This is a genomic window from Massilia sp. UMI-21 (assembly GCA_015277795.1).
Lineage (GTDB): Bacteria > Pseudomonadota > Gammaproteobacteria > Burkholderiales > Burkholderiaceae_D > Telluria.
Genome location: CP063848.1, coordinates 884,612 through 901,354, shown reverse-complemented (window position 1 = coordinate 901,354; position 16,743 = coordinate 884,612). Strand labels below are relative to the sequence as shown.

Sequence of the window (16,743 nt, the reverse complement as noted above, 5' to 3'; positions counted from 1 at the left end):
TAAGATTGCCGTGAACTTTTCCATCGGAGCGTTATGTTTCCTGCAAGATTGCCTCCCGGCCGCCTGCGTCCCCTGCCTCGTCTGTTGACAGGCCTCGGTGCATTGGTATTCGCAACGGCGCTGCATGCCCAGGGGATCGACTACCAGGTCCGGATCGATGCCCCGCGCCAGCTCGAGAACATGCTCGAAGAGAATCTCGACCTGATGCGCTGGCGCGGCAACCCCCGTGTGGACATGGAGCAGCTGCAACGCCTGGTCAAGGAAGCGCCCGAGCAGGCCCGGACCTTCATCGCCACCGAGGGCTATTATTCGCCCAGGATTTCCGCCGGACTCGACACCAGCGGCGGCCGTCCGGTCGCACGCCTGATCGTCGACCCGGGCCCGCCCACGGTGGTCGGCGACGTCGACCTGGTGCTGCAGGGTTTCGCGCCCATCGACGAGGGCAGCGCACCCTTCGACGCCACCGCCCTGCGCCAGCGCTGGACGCTCCCCACCGGCGCGCGCTTCATCCAGGCCGACTGGGAAGCCGCCAAGCGCGGCCTGCTGCGCGAAGTGACGCAACGGCGCTTTCCGCGCGCGCGCCTGGTCGAAACCAGCGCCATCGTCGATCCGGAAGAACGCCGCGCCATGCTGCGGGTGGTCATCGACAGCGGCCCCGAGATGCATTTCGGCGAGCTGCGCATCCGCGGCCTGAAGCGCTATCCGCGCCAGGTCATCACCAACCTGAACAAGATCGAGCCGGGCGACCAGTACAGCGAGGCCGCCCTCACCGCCCTGCAGTCGCGCCTGCAGGATACCGGTTACTTCAGCAGCGTCGAAGTGAGCGCCGACATGAGCGCCGTGCTCAACGCCGAGCTGCAGGAACTCAAGGAAGGCGACGACGACGCGGATGCCAATCCTGCCACCCCGCAGCCGCCCACCGACGCAGCGACGCCCGACGCAGCGACGCCCGGCCCCACCGTGCTGCCGGTGCTGGTGCGCGTGGTCGAGAACAAGCAAAAGAACGTCGAGGTCGGCGTCGGCTTCTCGACCGACACCGGGGCACGCGCCCAGGCCAGCTACGACGACCTGAATGTGTTCGGCAAGCGCATGAAGAGCGACCTGATCTACGAACAGAAGCGCCAGACCGCGCGCGTCGATTTCTTCTGGCCGACCACGCCGAAGGGCTACAACGACAGCGTCGGCGCCGGCGTCGAGCGCAACGACGTGCGCGGCGAAATCACCACCCTGGCCACCGTGGCGGCGCGCCGCTCGTGGGGTTCGCCGCTGCTCGAGCGCAGCCTGACGCTCGAGGCGCTGGTCGAGAAACGCGAAGTGCCGCCGAGCGAACCCACCACGACCCGCAGCCTGCCGCTCACCTACGCCATCACCAAGCGCAAGCTCGACAGCCTGATCATGCCGACCGACGGCTACGTGCTGCAGGGCCAGCTGGGCGGCGCCCTGCTGCCGATCCTGACCGACGAAAAATTCCTGCGCCTGTACCTGCGCGGCCAGATGTTCAAGCCGCTGGGCGACGCCGGCACCCTGGTGCTGCGCGGCGAGTTCGGCGCGGTGGCGGCCAAGGAAAAACTGGGCGTGCCGTCCACCTTCCTGTTCCGCGCCGGCGGCGACCAGTCGGTGCGCGGCTACGGCTACCGCGAACTGGGCGTGCGCGAGAACGACGCCATCGTCGGCGGCAAGTACCTGCTCACCGCCAGCGCCGAATACCAGTACTACTTCCGCCCGCCATGGGGCGTGGCCGTGTTCTACGACGTCGGCAATGCCGCCGACAAGGTGGGCGACCTGAAACCGAAGTCCGGCTTCGGCATCGGCGCGCGCTGGCGCAGCCCGGTCGGCCCCATCAATGTCGACCTCGCCTACGGCCACGCCGTCAAGAAGGCGCGCCTGCACTTCTCCCTGGGATTCACCTTCTGATGGACACCAACGATACCTCCCCGGCACCGGCACCAGCACCGGCGCCAGACAAAAAGGCGCGGCGCTGGCCGCGCCGCGTCGCCATCGGCGTGGTCGCGACCGGCGTGGTCGTCGGCGGCGCGCTCTGGTACCTGGGGCGCGAGAGCACCCTGCAGATGATCGCGCAAAGGGTCGCCGCCTCCACCGACGGCAAGCTCAAGCTCACCGGCGTCACCGGTTCGCTCTATGGCGACATGCACATCGACCGCATCGTCTGGCGCACCGACGAGCAGCTGGCCGTCGCCGAGGATATCGACCTGACCTGGTCGCCCGGCCAGATCGTCTCGCGCGGCATCCTCATCAACAAGCTGCAAGCGGCCAGGCTGCGCGTCGAGACGCTCAAGGAAACCACGGAACGCTCGCCGATGCCGGCCAGGCTGGCGCCGCCCTTCCCGGTCTCGATCGACGACGCACGCCTGAACCGGGCCACCTTCGTCAACAAGGGCGCGGAAACGCGCATCGACAATATCCGCCTGCGCCTGCATGGGGACAAGCAGCGCTGGCAGCTGCGCGACGCCGCCGCCGTCACGCCATGGGGCGACGTGGCCGCCGCCGGCACCATCGGCGCCCAACGCCCGTTCAAGCTCGACGTCGCCGCCAGCCTGAGCCAGTCGCAGGCCAACGCCGCGGCCGGGCCAACGTCGAAGGCCGCCCAGCTGCGCCTGAAGGTCGGCGGCGACCTCCAGACCACCGTGGTCGACGCCACGGGCAAGGCCGGCCGCGCCGTCGGCGACGCCCACTTCGTGCTGTCGCCCTATGCCGAGATCCCGCTGCGCGAGATGCGCATCAACGGCCGCAACGTCGATCCGGGCATCTTCAACCCGGCGCTGCCGACGGCCGACCTGAGCTTTGCCATCGTGGGCAAGCTCGATGCGAAGCGCAACATCAGCGGCAGCGTGAACATCGTCAACGAAGGCCCGGAAGGCACGCTCGACCAGCAGCGCCTGCCGCTGCGCAGCATGCGCGGCCAGCTCGGCGGCAACCTGGAAGCGCTCAAGGTCTCCGACGTGCTGATCGACTTCGGCGAGGCCGGCCGCTTCACCGGCCTGGGGGGCGTCCAGCGCGAGCAGGACGCGGAAGGCCTCGGTACCGCGCGCTTCACGCTGCACACCGACCGCTTCGACCTGCAGGGCATCTACTCCACCATGAAGCCGACCGCGATCCGCGGCGACATCCAGGTCACGAATGCGGGCGACACCCAGACCCTGCAGGCCAACCTGGCCGACAAGGCCATGCGCCTGGCCGCGCTGGCGACGCTCGAGAACAACCAGGTGACGCTGCGCGAAGCGCGCCTGTCGAGCGGCGGCAGCCGGGTCGACGTCAGCGGGAGCATGAAGCTGCTCGAAGACAAGGCCTTCAAGGCGAAGGCCACGGCGAGCCGCTTCAACCCGGCAGATTTCGGCAACTTCCCCGAGGCCGACATCAACGCCAGCGTCAACGTCGCCGGCGCGCTGGCGCCAGGCTGGCGGGTCGACGCCGATTTCGCCGTGCGCCGCAGCCGCCTGCTGAACCAGCCGCTGTCGGGCGAAGGCAAGCTGCACGCCGACGCCAAACGCATCAGCGGCATCGACGCCGACCTGGCGCTGGGCCAGAATACGCTGGCGCTGAACGGCGCCTTCGGCGGCGCCGGCGACCGCCTGCGCTGGCGCATCGACGGCCGCCAGCTGTCGGCGCTGCGCAGCGACCTGTATGGCGCCGTGACGGCAAACGGCGTCGCCACCGGCACCATGGCCGCCCCGCGCACCACGTTCGAGGTCGACGCCAATGGCCTCGGCTGGGTGGCGGCGCAGCGCAAGAACGCCAAGGGCAGCCTGCGTGCGAACGGCGAAGCCTGGCTTGCGGGCGCGGAGGGCGCGCGTTTCGTGGAAGCAAAGATGAGCGGCGCGATGCGGCGCTTCAATCCGGCTGCCTTCGGTTCGCCGCTGGCCGGCTCGATCAACGGCGCCTTCGACGCCAGCGGCCGCAGCGGCGCCGACTGGCGCGGCGCGCTCGACCTGCGCGTGCAGGACTCGACCCTGTCGAATTCGCCGCTGTGGGGCCACGCACGCTTGACCGCCGACCGCCGCCACATATCGAATGCCGACGTCGACCTGCACGTGGGCGCCAACGTGGTGGCCGCGAAGGGCAGCTTCGGCGCGGGCAGCGACCAGTTGAGCTGGCGCATCGACGCCCCCCAGCTGGGCGCGCTCGGCCCCGACTTCGGCGGCATCCTGCGTGGCCAGGGCACCCTGTCCGGCACCATGGACACGCCGTCGCTCAACGCCGCGCTGGAAGGGCGGAACCTGCGCCTGCTCGGCACCCACAGCATCGGCTCCCTGCGCGCCGACGCCAGGCTCGGTTCCGGCCGCGGCGCGCGCGACGCGCTGGCGAGCGACATCCAGGTGACCGACTATGTCAGCGGCGACACCCGCGTGGCGTCGGCCAGCCTGAAGACCGAAGGCACGCGCGGCGCGCACACCTTGCGCGCGGCAGCCGTCGGCGATGCCTTCGATGCCAGTCTCGAGGTGCGCGGCGGATGGAAAGGCGACGCCTGGAGCGGCACCCTGGCCACGCTGCGCAATCGCGGGCGCTATGCGCTGGCGCTGCGGGCGCCGGCGCCGCTGCGCATCGGCGTTGCCCCCGGCAGCGGCGTGATGGGACTGGCCAAGCCGCAGAGCCTCAGCTTCAAGGACGCCGTCATCACGCTGCCATCGGGCAGCATCACGGTCGACTCCCTGCTCAAGAACGGGCCGCGCTGGAGCAGCCGCGGCCATGCGGACAGCGTGCCCCTGACCTATCTGGCGCAGTTCTCGCCGGCAATCAGCGACAAGGTACGCGGCGACCTGAGCCTGGGAGCACGCTGGTCCTTCGACCTGCGCACCGCGAGCGCCACCGGCGGCGCCCCGGCGCTGGACGGCATGGTCCGCGTATTCCGCGAAAAGGGCGACGTGATCGCCGGCGGCGACCGGCCCGTGCCGCTCGGACTGCGCAAGCTGGAAGCGCGCGCCGAAGTCGATAGCGGTACGCTGCGCATGCACGTCGACCTGGACGGCACCCGTACCGGCACCGCGGATGTCGATGCCAGCGCCCAACTGCTGCAGGGACGCCTGGATCGCGACAGCCCGATGCGCCTGACCGCCAATGCCAACATGGATTCGATTGCCTGGCTGGCCTCGTTTGCCGGGCAACCGGGGCTGGAGCTGGATGGCGCGCTGCGCCTGGCCTTGACAGGCAGCGGCACCATCGGCGATCCGCGCCTGGACGGCACCGTCCAGGGCGACAAGCTGGCGGTACGCTGGCCGGAACAGGGCGTGCGCCTGCAAAACGGCCAGCTGCGCGCCGGCCTGGGCGGCGACCGGCTCCAGGTACAGCGCCTGTATTTCGAAGGTCCCCGGGGCGGCAGCGCCTCGGCCGACGGCTTCCTGCGCTTTTCGGGCGGCCTGGCGGAGGCCAACCTGCGCCTGGCGCTCGACAAGATCGAAGCCTTGTCGCGCCCCGATCGCACGGTGGTCCTCAGCGGCCAGGCTTCGCTGGTGCGCAATGCCGAACGCTTCGCGCTCGAGGGCAACATCCGCGCCGACCGCGCCTTGATCGAATTCGCACCGCAGGGCCGCCCGACCATGTCGGACGACGTCATCGTGCTGGGCAAGGGCGGCGCCAAGCCGACCCCCTCGAACAAGAAAGAGGAACTGCCCTTGAGCATCGACCTGCGGGCCGACCTCGGCGACCAGTTCCGCCTGCGTGGCCTCGGCATCGACGCCACCCTCGCCGGCAACGTGCGCGTTCGCAAGGTCGGCGCCGGCGCGCCGCGCGTCAACGGCACCATTCGCGCGGTCGAGGGCAACTACGCCGCTTACGGACAAAAACTGGCGGTCGAGCGGGCCGTCATCACCTTCAGCGGCCCGTACGACAACCCTGCCCTCGACATCGTCGCGGTGCGCAAGCAGCCGGAAGGCGAGCAGCTGTCCGAGACCAATGTGGAGGCCGGCGTGCAGGTGCGCGGAACGGCCCAGTCGCCCCAGGCCAGGCTGGTGTCCACGCCGAACGTACCGGACAGCGAAAAGCTGTCCTGGCTGGTGCTCGGCCACGGCATGGAAGGCACCAGCGGCAACGAGAAGGACGTGCTGGCGGCCGCCGCCGCGGCCCTGATCGGCGGCAAGGGCGGCACCGGCGGCATCACGCAGAAACTGGCGAACTCGCTCGGCGTGGACGAAGTGGGCCTGAAGCAGGCCAATGGCGGCGGAGGCGGCCTGGAGAGCACCGTGGTGACAGTGGGCAAGCGCATTTCGTCGCGCACCTATCTCAGCTTCGAGCAGGGCGCGACCACGGCCTCGAGCCTGGTGCGCCTGCGCTACAAGTGGACACCGAGGATCACGCTGCAGTTCCAGACCGGCACCAATACCGCGCTGGACATCCTGTATTCCTGGGCCTTCGACTAGACGCGGGGCCGGCCGCCTACCGGACCTGGTAGCGCGGCCGGCGCAGCACGATCGGGCGGATGTTCGTGCTCCAGTCGGTGATCAACTTCTTCCTCCATGCGGGCAGCGGTCAGGCGGCGCTGGCCAGCGCCAGCCGCCAGAGCGCCCTCCCCGCCTTCCAACGGGCGAACTGCCCACGCCGATGATTCCGACCTCGTGCATCACCGTTGGCGTGCTGGCCCTGGCCCGCCCTCGCCAGGTGTCGGGAAATCTGACACTTTGCTATTTTTAAAGAGAAATTTCAGAGTGGGAATCTTGCGTGGATCGGCTAAGTCCATGTTTTCAATATGAAATTTCCGATAAGAAAATTAGCTGGCACGCTTCATGCTTACTTAGCAGTACGCAAGAACCTAACTCATTCCGCTACCCGAAAGTCGATTATGAACATCAAGAAACTTCTCGCTCCTGTCGCCGGCACCGTCCTTGCACTCGGCATGTCGCTGCCTGCACACGCAGTCATCCTGAACGTGGGCGATCTGAAGATCACCATCAACGCGTTTGACGCGGGCACGGTCAACTACGGCAACACCGTGAGCACGAAGTGCACCACCGTCGCCCAGTGCGACGCGGTCGCCGGCATCAAGAAGGCGCCAGGCGCCATCGGTAGCGAAGACACCTGGGGCATTTTCTCGGTGCAAAGCATCTCGCGCGTGTCGGACGGCGGCCTGCTGTTCACCGCCGGCCTGAACGGTGAGTACCTGACCGGCATGTTCGGCGGCATCAAGGATACCTACGTCGAAGTCAACGGCAAGATCAGCCCAACCACCCTGGCGCTGGGCACCGGCGGCTGGCTGAACATGTACCTGACCGGCCAGAACTACAATGCGTCCTTCGGTCCAGGCGGTCGTCTCGGCGAATACGGCTACAAGGGCATCACCAACGTCGGCGGCACCCTGGCCCTGTCGGCCGTGTTCGGCGCCGGCGTCCTGGGTGGCGAGCCTGACTACACCTACGTGTCGAGCTTCGCCAACAACTCGATCTCGGGTGGCGGCCAGGGCTTCCTGGACGTGACCGGCGGTTCGTGGAGCAATCTGTTCAACACCAACCAGCAGTTCGACCCGAACGGCAACGCACACGACATGTTCCTGAAAGTTACCTACGGTCAGACCGGCTCGTCGAAAGGCGCTGGCTGGACCGTCGATGCTTCGGGCGACGTTCAAGGCAATGTTCCAGAACCAGGCTCGCTGGCCCTGCTGGGCCTGGGCATCGCCGGCCTGGCAGGCCTGCGCCGCCGTCGCGCTTAATCGTCGCGTCGACCCGATAAAACTGCATGGCTGCGCGCCATGCAGTTTTTTTTACGTCTGCATCTTTATAGCGCCCCGACGCCCACCGGGTGCCGTTCAGGCGAACATGCTGGGCCTGGGATCGGGCACCGGATCGTCGTTCTGCGGCAGGTGCGTATGGCCGGGTTGATGATGCGGATGGGGCGTGTCGAACGGCTCTGGCGACGGTTCCTCGATGGGCGCCGGGTCGGGAGCGCGATGCGCCTTGACGGAAAATTCGGCGGGCAACACAGCATTCATGGCGGGAATCTCCTGGGAAGCAAGGGAGCGAATACCTTACCATGATGCGCACAGCGACGCCGTTTGGCGCCGCCCAGGCGTGCTCTCCGGTTTACAATGACGGACTGACCACTTTTACCCCGCCATGGATATCTCGATTACCACCCTCATCCTGCTCGCCCTGACCCCGCTGCTGGTCTGGCGCGTCTACAAGCGCATCAAGGACCGCATGACGCGCCAGCGCTCGATCGTCTCGCGCCACTACACCGGCGTGCTGGTGTTCGGCGCCATGATCCTGGTGCCGCTCGCGCAGTTGCTCGACAACCTGACCAACCTGGCCGCGCTGCTGGTCGGCGCCGCCTTCGGCACCGGCTGGAGCATGTTCGCCCTGAAGCGCACCCGCTTCGAGGACACGCCGCAGGGCTACTATTTCACACCGCCGGCACGGCTGGGCATCCTGATGGCGATGGTCCTGGTGGCGCGCATCCTGTACCTCGGGGTCGAGATCTATGCAAACCAGGGCAAGGGCATTCCGGCGCCGAAGCTGACCGACGACGCGCTGACCATGCTGTGCGTGGGGCTGACCGCGGGCTACTTCGCATGGTATTCGGCGGGCCTGCTGCAGTGGCGCCGCAGGCTGCGCCGCGCGATCGACATGGAATAAAAAAAAGGGAGCCTGCCGGCTCCCTTCTGCTTTACGCGGCCTTCGCCTCTTCTTTTCTGCGCTGCAGCACGAAGATCGGCTGCGCCCACTGCACGTCCTTCTTCTTCTTGCTGGTGATGAGCGTCAGCTCCGACGGGTCGTACACGTCGGTGTTGTGCGTCAGCGGCGTCGTCATCAGGTACTGGGCGTCGGTGTTCTTCAGGAACTCGCCCACCAGCTGGATGTTGCGGATGTCCAGGTGCGCGAACGGTTCGTCGATGAACACGAAGCCGCCCGAACCTTCTTCCGACTTCAGCAGGCCGATCAGGAGCACCAGCGACTTCATCACCTGCTGGCCGCCCGAGGCTTCGCCGTCGTTCATGCCGATCTGGTCCTTGCCGTCGAACTTGAAGCGCACGTGCAGGCCGGCCTGGGCCAGCTGGACGTCGTCGTTCTCCAGGCGCACCGGATCGGCCTGCACGTCGATGCCCGCCAGCTCGCCCAGCTCCTTGATGTTCTTCGAGTAGGTCTTGATGGTGTAGCGCAGGCGCTCGATGTAGGCGCCGCGCGCGTTGGCGGTGGCCTCGATCGCGCGGTTGTTCTGGTAGCGGCGCTCCTCGGTTTCCGATTGACGGCCACTGAGCTGGTCGTTCAGGCGCTGGTACTGGTCGATCACGGTGCCGTCCTGTTCCCAGTCGTCGCGGCCCAAGGAATGCTCGAGCGTCGACAGGCGCAGGTTGACCTGGTGCGCGTTCTGGTGCTTGGCGACGATCGTGCCGCGCCAGGCCGCGTTCTTCCAGTTGGTGGGCACCTGGCGCCAGCCTTTGCGCAATTCCAGCAGCGCCTTGGCGTGCTCGCTGCGCTGCTCGATCGTGCGGCGGTTGTTCAGGCGCATGCCGGCTTCGGCTTCGGACAGGGCCATGCGCGCGTTCTGCCATACGGTGTCGGCACGGGTGCGCGCCACCGTTGCGTTCTTGGTCAGCATCGACAGCTCGCCCAGGCGCCCGCCCACTTCCAGGCGTTCGGCCTTGAGCGGGGCAATCGCGCGCGTGGCTTCCTCGAACTCGGCCTGGCGCGCCGCCAGTTCCTTGGCGGCGTCGACGCCGGCGATGCGGCCCTTCAGGGCGCCCACTTCGGCCGCCAGCTTGCTGATCGCCAGGGTCAGCGCGTCTTCCTGCGCCTCCAGGGCCGGGAGCGACTTCTGGATCGCTTCCAGGCGCTGGGTCTTGCCGGCCGAGCCGAAGCGGTAGCGCGAAGGCTCCACGAACAGCGAGCGGCCGCCGCGGCGTTCGCGGTGGTAGGCGTCCGGCGTGATCCATTCGTCGCAATCGGACTTGAAGCCGGCGTCCACCGAATCGACACGCTCGATGCGTTCCAACTGGTCGATCAGCCAGCCCGGCGCCTTGCCGGAGAAGCGCACCACCGACAGCAGGCTGTCGTCCTTGACCACCGGCGCCTCGACGCAATCGGGGACGATGAAGTGGCGGTAGCGCTCCTTCTCGGCCAGGCGGTAGGCCGCGGGCGCATCCTTGGCTTTTTCCAGCAGCACCACCGAGGCGTAGCCGCCCAGCACGCCCTCGACCGCACCCTGCCACTTCGGATCGGTCACTTCGACGATGTCCGACAGCATGGCGTGCGGGATGCCCTCGTCGCGCAGCGCGCGGCGCATCTGGCGCTGCGCTTCCGGTTCCGGCATCGCGCTCTTGCCCTGCAGCGCGGAGATGGTGGCCAGCTCGCCGGCGATCCTGGCGGCGACGTTGTCGCGCTGCTGCTTTTGCTTGGCCAGCTCGGCTTCTTTTTCGTTGAGCTGGTTGGCGACGATGGCCAGGTCGGCGCCGGCATCAAGCGCCAGCTTCTGCAGGCGTTCCTTCTGCTCGAGCAGGCTTTCCAGCGGCTTGAGCTTCTGGTTGACCTGGCTCAGGCGGCTGGCCAGTTCGGTGGCTTCCTGCTCGAGTTGCGTTTCCTGCTTCTGCGCCTCGGTCAGGGCGCGCTGCTGGGCTGCGAGCTGCTGGCGCTTCTCGGCCAGAATCGAATCGGCGGCCAGCAGGGGCTTGCGCGCCTCTTTCAGATTGCGGCTGATGACGGCCGCCTTTTCGCGCGCCTCGTGGTATTCGAGCGCGGGAAGCACGTCTTCCTGCAGTCCGCGCTTTTCCTTGTGCAGGTCTTCCCACTGGTGGTAGTTGGCCACCCGCAGGCGCAGGCCTTCCAGGTTGATGCGCGAGGTTTCCAGCTCGGCCTCGAAGCGCTTCAGTTCGGTCTCGGTGTCGCGCTGGTGGCGCTTGGCTTCGTCGTAGGCGTCCAGCACTTCCTTGTCGCCGAAGACCTGGAACACCAGGTCGAGCAGCTGGCGCGGCGCGTATTCGCACAGCTTGTCGGTTTCGCCCTGCTCCAGCGCCAGCACCTTCGACATGGCCGGCGACAGGCCGGCCGAGGCCAGGCGCTTCTTGTAGTTCTCGACGCCCAGCCAGTCGCTGGCGTCGGTGACTTCCTCGATCTCGACGTTCCCGGGACGCATCAGGTACTGGCGCTTCCAGTCGCCGCCGTTCTTCTGCACCTGGCAGAACAGGGTGACCTCGTCGTCGGCGAAGAAGCCGGAGTGGCGGAACGGGCGGTTCGACAGTTGCTTGCCGACCGGCTTGTTGTCGACCACGGCGCGCAGCCAGGCGCTCTGCTGGCCCGAATGGCGCGCATAGTGCTTGTAGGTGCGGCCCATCGAGCAATCCAGGCCGAACAGGGTGCGCAGCGCATCGAGCAGCGTGGTCTTGCCGGAGCCGTTCTGGCCGGCGATCGTGATGATCTTGGCGTCCAGTGGGATATTCTTGATCCGCTGCCAGTAGTCCCAGTGGACCAGCTCGAGTGATTTGATGTGGAACATGGGCTACCTCAGTTCGGGCTCAGTGGGGTCGGTTCTTCGTCGGCCGCGTCTGCGGCAACGTCGGCCGCGGCGTCGTTGGCGGCGTCGCTATCGACGGCGATGCGGCGCGGCGCGGCGGCCAGCGGCGCGCGCTTGAACACCTCGGCCAGCGCGCCGTTGATGATGCGTTCCTTCAGCAGGTCGGTGTCCATCATCAGGTCCAGCAGCGGGCCTTCCAGGATCACGTCGCCGCGGCGCTCGATGAAGCCGAGCTTCGAGAGCACGCCCAGGTTCATGTCCATGCGGGTCTTCTTGCCCAGCTTGTCGCCGAAGTCCGACAGCAGCGCGGTGTAGGAGATGCCGATCGAGGTGTCTTCGGCGCGCGGGATCGGCGCGTCCTTGTCGAACATGTCGGTCTGGTCGTCGTCCACCGTGACGTGGGTCTCCTGGCGCTCGCGCTTGGGCAGGATGATCTGCGCCCACAGCACCACCAGCAGGGCCACGCCGTCGCGGGTCAGGCCGAAGTTGTTGTTCTGCCAGATGTCCTTGGCGCCGAAGATCTTCGGCTCGACGTTGCGGTGCAGGGCGATCGTCACGTGGTCGGCATACACGTTGTCGAGCAATTTGAGGCCGCATTCGAGCAGGCGCTTGTCGACCTCGATGCGGAACTGCTCGTCCGACAGCGCGCGCTTGACCATCTTGTCGTCGCGGCGCAGGGTCTGGTGCGTCAGCAGGCGCGCGATCAGGATTTGTGCGTCGTCATTCATCTTGAGTACCGCCTTCGGGACTATCTAGGTTCAGTGAGAGGGTGGCGATCGACATCGCCGCCACTTCCGGGTCGTCGAGCTGGATCATGGCATCGATCGGCTCGAACTTCACCGGCAGGCGCGCCAGCTCGGCGGTCGCGCCCTGCAGGCTGGCCTCGGCGGCGTCGCCCAGCAGCGGCAGCAGCGAGGCGCGGTAGGACGCGACGGCGAAGCTGGCCGGCAGCAGCGACTCGTGCAGCGCCACCTTCTTCGGGCCGATGTCCGAGAACTCGGGGAAGTTGCCCAGGTTGGCGAAGTCGGCCAGCTTGTTGATCCAGTCGTTCAGTTCGGCCTGCATCGCCGGGTTGTCGTTGATGCTCAGGGGAGCGTCCTGGCCGCTCGGCAGTCCTTTCGGGCCGGTCGAGACCACGCGTTCGAGCAGCAGCTCGGTCTCGGCCACGTCGATCATCTCGGCCGGGGTGCCGAACAGCGGCACCACGGGGCGATCGATCGCGCCCTCGGCCAGGCTGGCCAGGTCCTCGTGGGCCAGCAGCCAGCGCTTCACGTCGGTGGTCGACAGGCCGGACTGGCCCAGGTGCACGCGCTGGCGCTCGATCTGGTTCAGCGCGCGCGAGAACATGCCCTGCATGTTCAGGAGCGCGCTCTGGGCGCGGCCGATGGCCTGCGCCGCCTTGTGGGTGGCAGAATCGGCGTTCGGATCCTGGGTGATGGCGCGCAGGATCACGGAGCCCTTCTCGACCCAGTCGCAAGCCATGTGCCACTTGGCCTGCGAGGTGCGCAGGCGGAATTCGGAACCCGAGGCGATCGCGTCGCGGAACTCCTCGGTGAGTTCCACCAGGCGGCCCAGCAGGTGGCGCAACTGCTCCACGGTGACGCCGCCCACGGCCTGGGCGCCGGCCACCTGGGACAGCAGGAAGCCCATCTCGGCGTCGTCTTCTTCCGGCTTGCCCAGCGCGATCAGGGTGTCCAGCGCGGACAGCACGTTGCGCGCCAGCGGCGTGATGCGGTAGACCGCGGCCGGGGCGTCCCAGGCCAGCAGGCCATGGCCGCGCAGGCGGTTCAGCACCGTCTCCAGGCTTTCCGCGGCCAGGTAGGCCAGCTTGTTGTTGATGTCGGCGCGCGAGAAAGCCGAGCTGCCGGTGTCGGCGGCCAGCTCGCGCAGTACCAAGAGGCGCACCAGCACGCCGTCCTGGGTGCCGTGGAACAGCGCCGTGAAGGCCGACAGCATGGGCTGGGCACGCTTGAGATGGTAGACCTGCTCGATCTCGTCGGGCGCAACGCCGTCCTGGAAGTGCGCCTGCAGGGGGTCGTCTTCCGAAGCTGAATTAAGAGCTGTAATGCGGGGATCCGCGGCGAGCGCCGCGCCGGCAAGGTGGTCGATCATATAAGTACCGTTCTCTGGCGCGGACAAGCTCAACCGGTCCGCGGGGGCGCCAGTATAACAGTTTAGGATCGGCAACTAGCAGTCCGCGGGGAGCGGACATGGCAGGAAAGACACACCCATCCATTGTCTTGAAAACAAGACAATGTTGCAGAAACCCGAGCGGCGCGCGGTGTTCCGGTCAGCGTTGCGTGACCGTGTCCAGGGTCTGTTCGACCCGTTCCTTGTCGCCGTCAGCATAGCGCAGCTTGACCGGATACCACTCGTGACGGGGCGCCAGCCAGATCTCCAGTGTCTGGTCTTTCTTGTCGGCCACCGGCTGGCGCGCCACCAGCACGGCCTCGACCTCGCCCAGGCCGGTGCGTACTTTTTCGCGCTTGACGACCTTGAACACCCAGGTTTCGGCATCACGGCGCCCGGCCACGAAAAACGGCCACTCGGAACCCGGCTTGAAGCGCTCGCCCGCGGCGCGCGCCACCGCCGCCAGCTGCCAGGTGATCGAGGCGCGATCCTGCTCGCCGCCCTTGAGCGGATAAACCTGCTTGCCTTCGCTGAAGCGCAGTGTTTTCGCATCGCGGTCGAAGGTGGTGGTGGTCGGGTCCTTGCGCAGGCGCTTTTCGACGAATTCGCCCGGCGCCAGGCCGAAGCCATCGACCGTGCCGCTGCTGCGGTCCGCGGTGATGGTGCCCAGGATGGGCAAGCGCGATTCGGCATTGACGCTGTATCGACCGCCGCCGGCGCGCCAGTTGACCACGGCTTCGCCCTTGAGGCTGAAGCCGCGCTGGCGGGCCTGCAGCGTGTATTGCAGGTCGGCCGAGGGCGGCAGTTCGAAGGCGCGCTTGATGGCGGCCGGCGCATCCTGGGCAGCGGCGCCGCCCAGGGTCAGCGCGAGCAGCAGGCCAGTGGTGGCGCGTGGAGCGAATCCTTGCATATCAAATTCCTGGTTGGGTCATGGCGATGTTCTTCGCCGTTTGTGTCGTGATGGCGCCGTTGGCTTCGCTGCTGCGGATCTGCACCGGCAGCCAGCCATGTGCGGGCGCGAGCCAGATGTCGAGCCGCGTCTTGTACGAGCCCTCCTTGGGAGGACGCGCCACGCGTACGGTCTGCAGGCGTCCCATGGGCGTATCGATCTCTTCCGGCCCGACGACATTGAAAGTGTATACGCTGCCCCAGCGTTCTTCGCCGACGAACATGTCGATGTCGCCGCTCAGCTGCGACTGGTCGCCACGGGCGATGGCGGCCAGCTGCAGCGGCACCGTGGCCTTGTCCTGCGCACCGGGCAGCAGCGCGTGATGGTTCTGCGAGGCCGAGAATGTGACTTTGTTGCCGGGCCAGTCGAAATGGGTCGCAGTGAGGGAGCGGCCGCGGCGCTTTTCCGTCATCTTCACCGGCGCCAGGCCGGTATTGCCGAGGTAACCCTCGCTGGTGAGCACCAGCAGGTTCACGCGGGTAAACACGATCCTGATACCGATCTCGACCCGGACCTGGTAGGACTGCCGCTGCGGTTTCCACGACAGCAGGGCCTCGCCGCTCCACTGGGTGCCGTCGGCATCGGTGCGCGCGACGTCGTAGCTGAGCTCGGCCGGCGGCGGCACATCCACCTGGTAGCGGCGGATCGTATGAACGATCGGCGCCGGGCCGGGTTCCGCAGCGGCGGGCGCAACAGCGGGCGCAACAGCGGGCGTAACATCGGGCGCAACAGCGGCCGTGGCCACCGGCGGCGCCGGAAGGGGTTCGGCGGGCGGCTGCGTGTCTTCGGCCGGCGGACCGGGCGGCGCCGGCTCGCCTACCGCGTCTTCGGCAATGGCGATGGTGGGCAGCGGCGAAAAGTCGGGCACGGGCGGCTGCACCATCTTCGGCGCAGGGGGCGGCACTGCTTCCTCGACCGGCGCGAGGGACGGAAGCGAGGGCAGCGCCGGCAATAGCGCCGTGCTGACCATCGCTTCGCCATCGCGCGCCGGCAGCGCGATGCCCCGCGTGCCTGCGGTGAGCCAGCCCAACGCCAGCCAGTGCAGCAGCACGACCAGCGTGCCCAGCACCAGCGCGCGGCGCCGCTGGGGGAGGAAAGCGGAACTCATGCCGCTAGTGTAGCCTGTGCGCGCCTCTGGCGCAGGGGCGGGCGCTGATATTGGTTGCCACGCACTGCACGGGCTTTGTCCCGTGTTATTTATCTGCTACGCTTGGCGTGCCTAACAAGGGAGAACACCGATGCTCAAGCCACCCATGCCGCATGCTGCCGGAATGACCGATACACTGGAATTCGTAAAAAACCTCTGGGGTAACATGAACATCCCCGGCGTCGGCATGCCGGGCATGACCGGCATGACCGGCATGACCGGCTCCGGCCTGTCCACCGAAGACCTCGACAAGCGGATCGCCGACCTCAAGGCGGTCGAATCCTGGCTGAACCTGAACCTCGGCATGCTGCGCGGGACCATCCAGGCTCTCGAAGTGCAGCGCGGCACGCTGGCCACGCTCAAGGCCATGGGCGACAGCATGGCGCAGGCCATGCAGCGCGCCGGTTCCGATCCGGCGATGGCGGCGCCGTTCGCGCAGTTCTTCGCGCAACCGGCGGCCGTGCCGACGCCGCCCCCACCGCCGGCCCCGGCCCCGCAGGCCGACAGCGCCAGTGCCGCCTCGCCGGACGAGGCGAATCCGGCCGCCGACCACGCTGCCGCCGGCGGCGCCATGCCGGCAGCGGTCGCCTGGTGGAACCTGCTGCAAGACCAGTTCCGCCAGGCTGTGACCAGCGCCATGCCGGCAGCCGGCAGCGCGCCGGAAGCGTCCGGCGACAAGTCCGATAGCGCGAACAAGGCGCCGCCAGCCGAACCGACAGCCCAGGGCGGTTCGCCGCTGGACGTCTCCGGCGGCGCGGAGCAGCCGGCGGCAGGCTCCAAGCGGGTTGGGCGCAACCCGCGCGTCAATCCCGGCAAGGGCTGAGCGGGCCGGCCCGACGATGGCCGACACCACAAGCGAGACCACCGCGTAGCACGGCAGCTGGTCTTTCCATCTCAGGGCCAGGCGCCTGCTTGCCGCTCTCCGCGTTCAGCCCACACTCCATATTGGAGCCCATGGCTGCCCCGGCCAGCCAATATGCACTGTCATGCGAGCCAGAGGAAGAACGCGGGTTTGAGCTGCATGAAGGTACCAGTGAGTACAGCGTTGCCATGCCTGCCGAATTGCGAA

General features: G+C 67.6%; 11 protein-coding genes. 5 read left to right on the top strand and 6 right to left on the bottom strand.

Going from position 1 to position 16,743, the window contains the following annotated elements:
- Nucleotides 1–33: 33 nt before the first annotated feature.
- From IM543_03960 to IM543_03950, 3 genes are all read left to right on the top strand, one after another.
- Nucleotides 34–1,914 carry an outer membrane protein assembly factor gene (locus IM543_03960; protein ID QOY95060.1) on the top strand — a complete coding sequence of 627 codons (1,881 nt, stop codon included), beginning with the start codon at nt 34–36 and terminating at the stop codon, nt 1,912–1,914.
- Nucleotides 1,914–6,371, top strand: coding sequence for a translocation/assembly module TamB domain-containing protein (locus IM543_03955; GenBank protein QOY95059.1), 4,458 nt, complete (start codon nt 1,914–1,916; stop codon nt 6,369–6,371). Before IM543_03960 ends, IM543_03955 begins: the two co-directional genes overlap by 1 nt.
- 419 nt (nt 6,372–6,790) lie before the next feature.
- Nucleotides 6,791–7,654 (top strand): PEP-CTERM sorting domain-containing protein, encoded by an 864-nt coding sequence (locus tag IM543_03950; GenBank protein ID QOY95058.1) that lies wholly within the window; start codon nt 6,791–6,793, stop codon nt 7,652–7,654.
- A 96-nt stretch (nt 7,655–7,750) separates the two neighbouring features.
- On the opposite strand, the gene IM543_03945 is transcribed toward IM543_03950, so the two are convergent.
- Complete coding sequence (locus IM543_03945; protein ID QOY95057.1) at nt 7,751–7,933, bottom strand: hypothetical protein; 183 nt, start codon at nt 7,931–7,933, stop codon at nt 7,751–7,753.
- Between the two features lie 124 nt (nt 7,934–8,057).
- On the opposite strand from IM543_03945, the gene IM543_03940 reads away from it, so the two are divergent.
- The gene (locus tag IM543_03940; GenBank protein QOY95056.1) at nt 8,058–8,576 is read left to right on the top strand and encodes a hypothetical protein; all 519 of its coding nucleotides are present in this window, start codon (nt 8,058–8,060) and stop codon (nt 8,574–8,576) included.
- A gap of 31 nt (nt 8,577–8,607) precedes the next feature.
- Here IM543_03940 and IM543_03935 read toward each other — a convergent pair whose 3' ends face one another.
- The 5 genes from IM543_03935 to IM543_03915 form a co-directional block, all read right to left on the bottom strand.
- Entirely contained in the window at nt 8,608–11,430 is a 2,823-nt protein-coding gene (locus tag IM543_03935; protein ID QOY95055.1) for a chromosome segregation protein SMC, read from the bottom strand.
- Between the two features lie 8 nt (nt 11,431–11,438).
- Nucleotides 11,439–12,176, bottom strand: coding sequence for a hypothetical protein (locus IM543_03930; GenBank protein ID QOY95054.1), 738 nt, complete (start codon nt 12,174–12,176; stop codon nt 11,439–11,441).
- Entirely contained in the window at nt 12,169–13,560 is a 1,392-nt protein-coding gene (locus IM543_03925) for a hypothetical protein (protein QOY95053.1), read from the bottom strand. Before IM543_03925 ends, IM543_03930 begins: the two co-directional genes overlap by 8 nt.
- A gap of 178 nt (nt 13,561–13,738) precedes the next feature.
- The gene (locus tag IM543_03920; GenBank protein QOY95052.1) at nt 13,739–14,488 is read right to left on the bottom strand and encodes a DUF3108 domain-containing protein; all 750 of its coding nucleotides are present in this window, start codon (nt 14,486–14,488) and stop codon (nt 13,739–13,741) included.
- A gap of 1 nt (nt 14,489) precedes the next feature.
- Nucleotides 14,490–15,635 carry a DUF3108 domain-containing protein gene (locus IM543_03915; GenBank protein ID QOY95051.1) on the bottom strand — a complete coding sequence of 382 codons (1,146 nt, stop codon included), beginning with the start codon at nt 15,633–15,635 and terminating at the stop codon, nt 14,490–14,492.
- 205 nt (nt 15,636–15,840) lie between these two features.
- Between IM543_03915 and IM543_03910 the strand changes: the two genes are divergently transcribed.
- The gene (locus IM543_03910; protein QOY95050.1) at nt 15,841–16,497 is read left to right on the top strand and encodes a hypothetical protein; all 657 of its coding nucleotides are present in this window, start codon (nt 15,841–15,843) and stop codon (nt 16,495–16,497) included.
- Nucleotides 16,498–16,743: the final 246 nt, after the last annotated feature.

Bases quoted from the DNA above. Each gene is read 5' to 3' on its own strand.
- IM543_03930 (QOY95054.1), bottom strand. From the start codon at position 12,176: ATGAATGACGACGCACAAATCCTGATCGCGCGCCTGCTGACGCACCAG.
- IM543_03940 (QOY95056.1), top strand. From the start codon at position 8,058: ATGGATATCTCGATTACCACCCTCATCCTGCTCGCCCTGACCCCGCTG.
- IM543_03920 (QOY95052.1), bottom strand. From the start codon at position 14,488: ATGCAAGGATTCGCTCCACGCGCCACCACTGGCCTGCTGCTCGCGCTG.
- IM543_03910 (QOY95050.1), top strand. From the start codon at position 15,841: ATGAACATCCCCGGCGTCGGCATGCCGGGCATGACCGGCATGACCGGC.
- IM543_03935 (QOY95055.1), bottom strand. From the start codon at position 11,430: ATGTTCCACATCAAATCACTCGAGCTGGTCCACTGGGACTACTGGCAG.
- IM543_03960 (QOY95060.1), top strand. From the start codon at position 34: ATGTTTCCTGCAAGATTGCCTCCCGGCCGCCTGCGTCCCCTGCCTCGT.
- IM543_03955 (QOY95059.1), top strand. From the start codon at position 1,914: ATGGACACCAACGATACCTCCCCGGCACCGGCACCAGCACCGGCGCCA.
- IM543_03925 (QOY95053.1), bottom strand. From the start codon at position 13,560: ATGATCGACCACCTTGCCGGCGCGGCGCTCGCCGCGGATCCCCGCATT.
- IM543_03945 (QOY95057.1), bottom strand. From the start codon at position 7,933: ATGAATGCTGTGTTGCCCGCCGAATTTTCCGTCAAGGCGCATCGCGCT.
- IM543_03915 (QOY95051.1), bottom strand. From the start codon at position 15,635: ATGAGTTCCGCTTTCCTCCCCCAGCGGCGCCGCGCGCTGGTGCTGGGC.
- IM543_03950 (QOY95058.1), top strand. From the start codon at position 6,791: ATGAACATCAAGAAACTTCTCGCTCCTGTCGCCGGCACCGTCCTTGCA.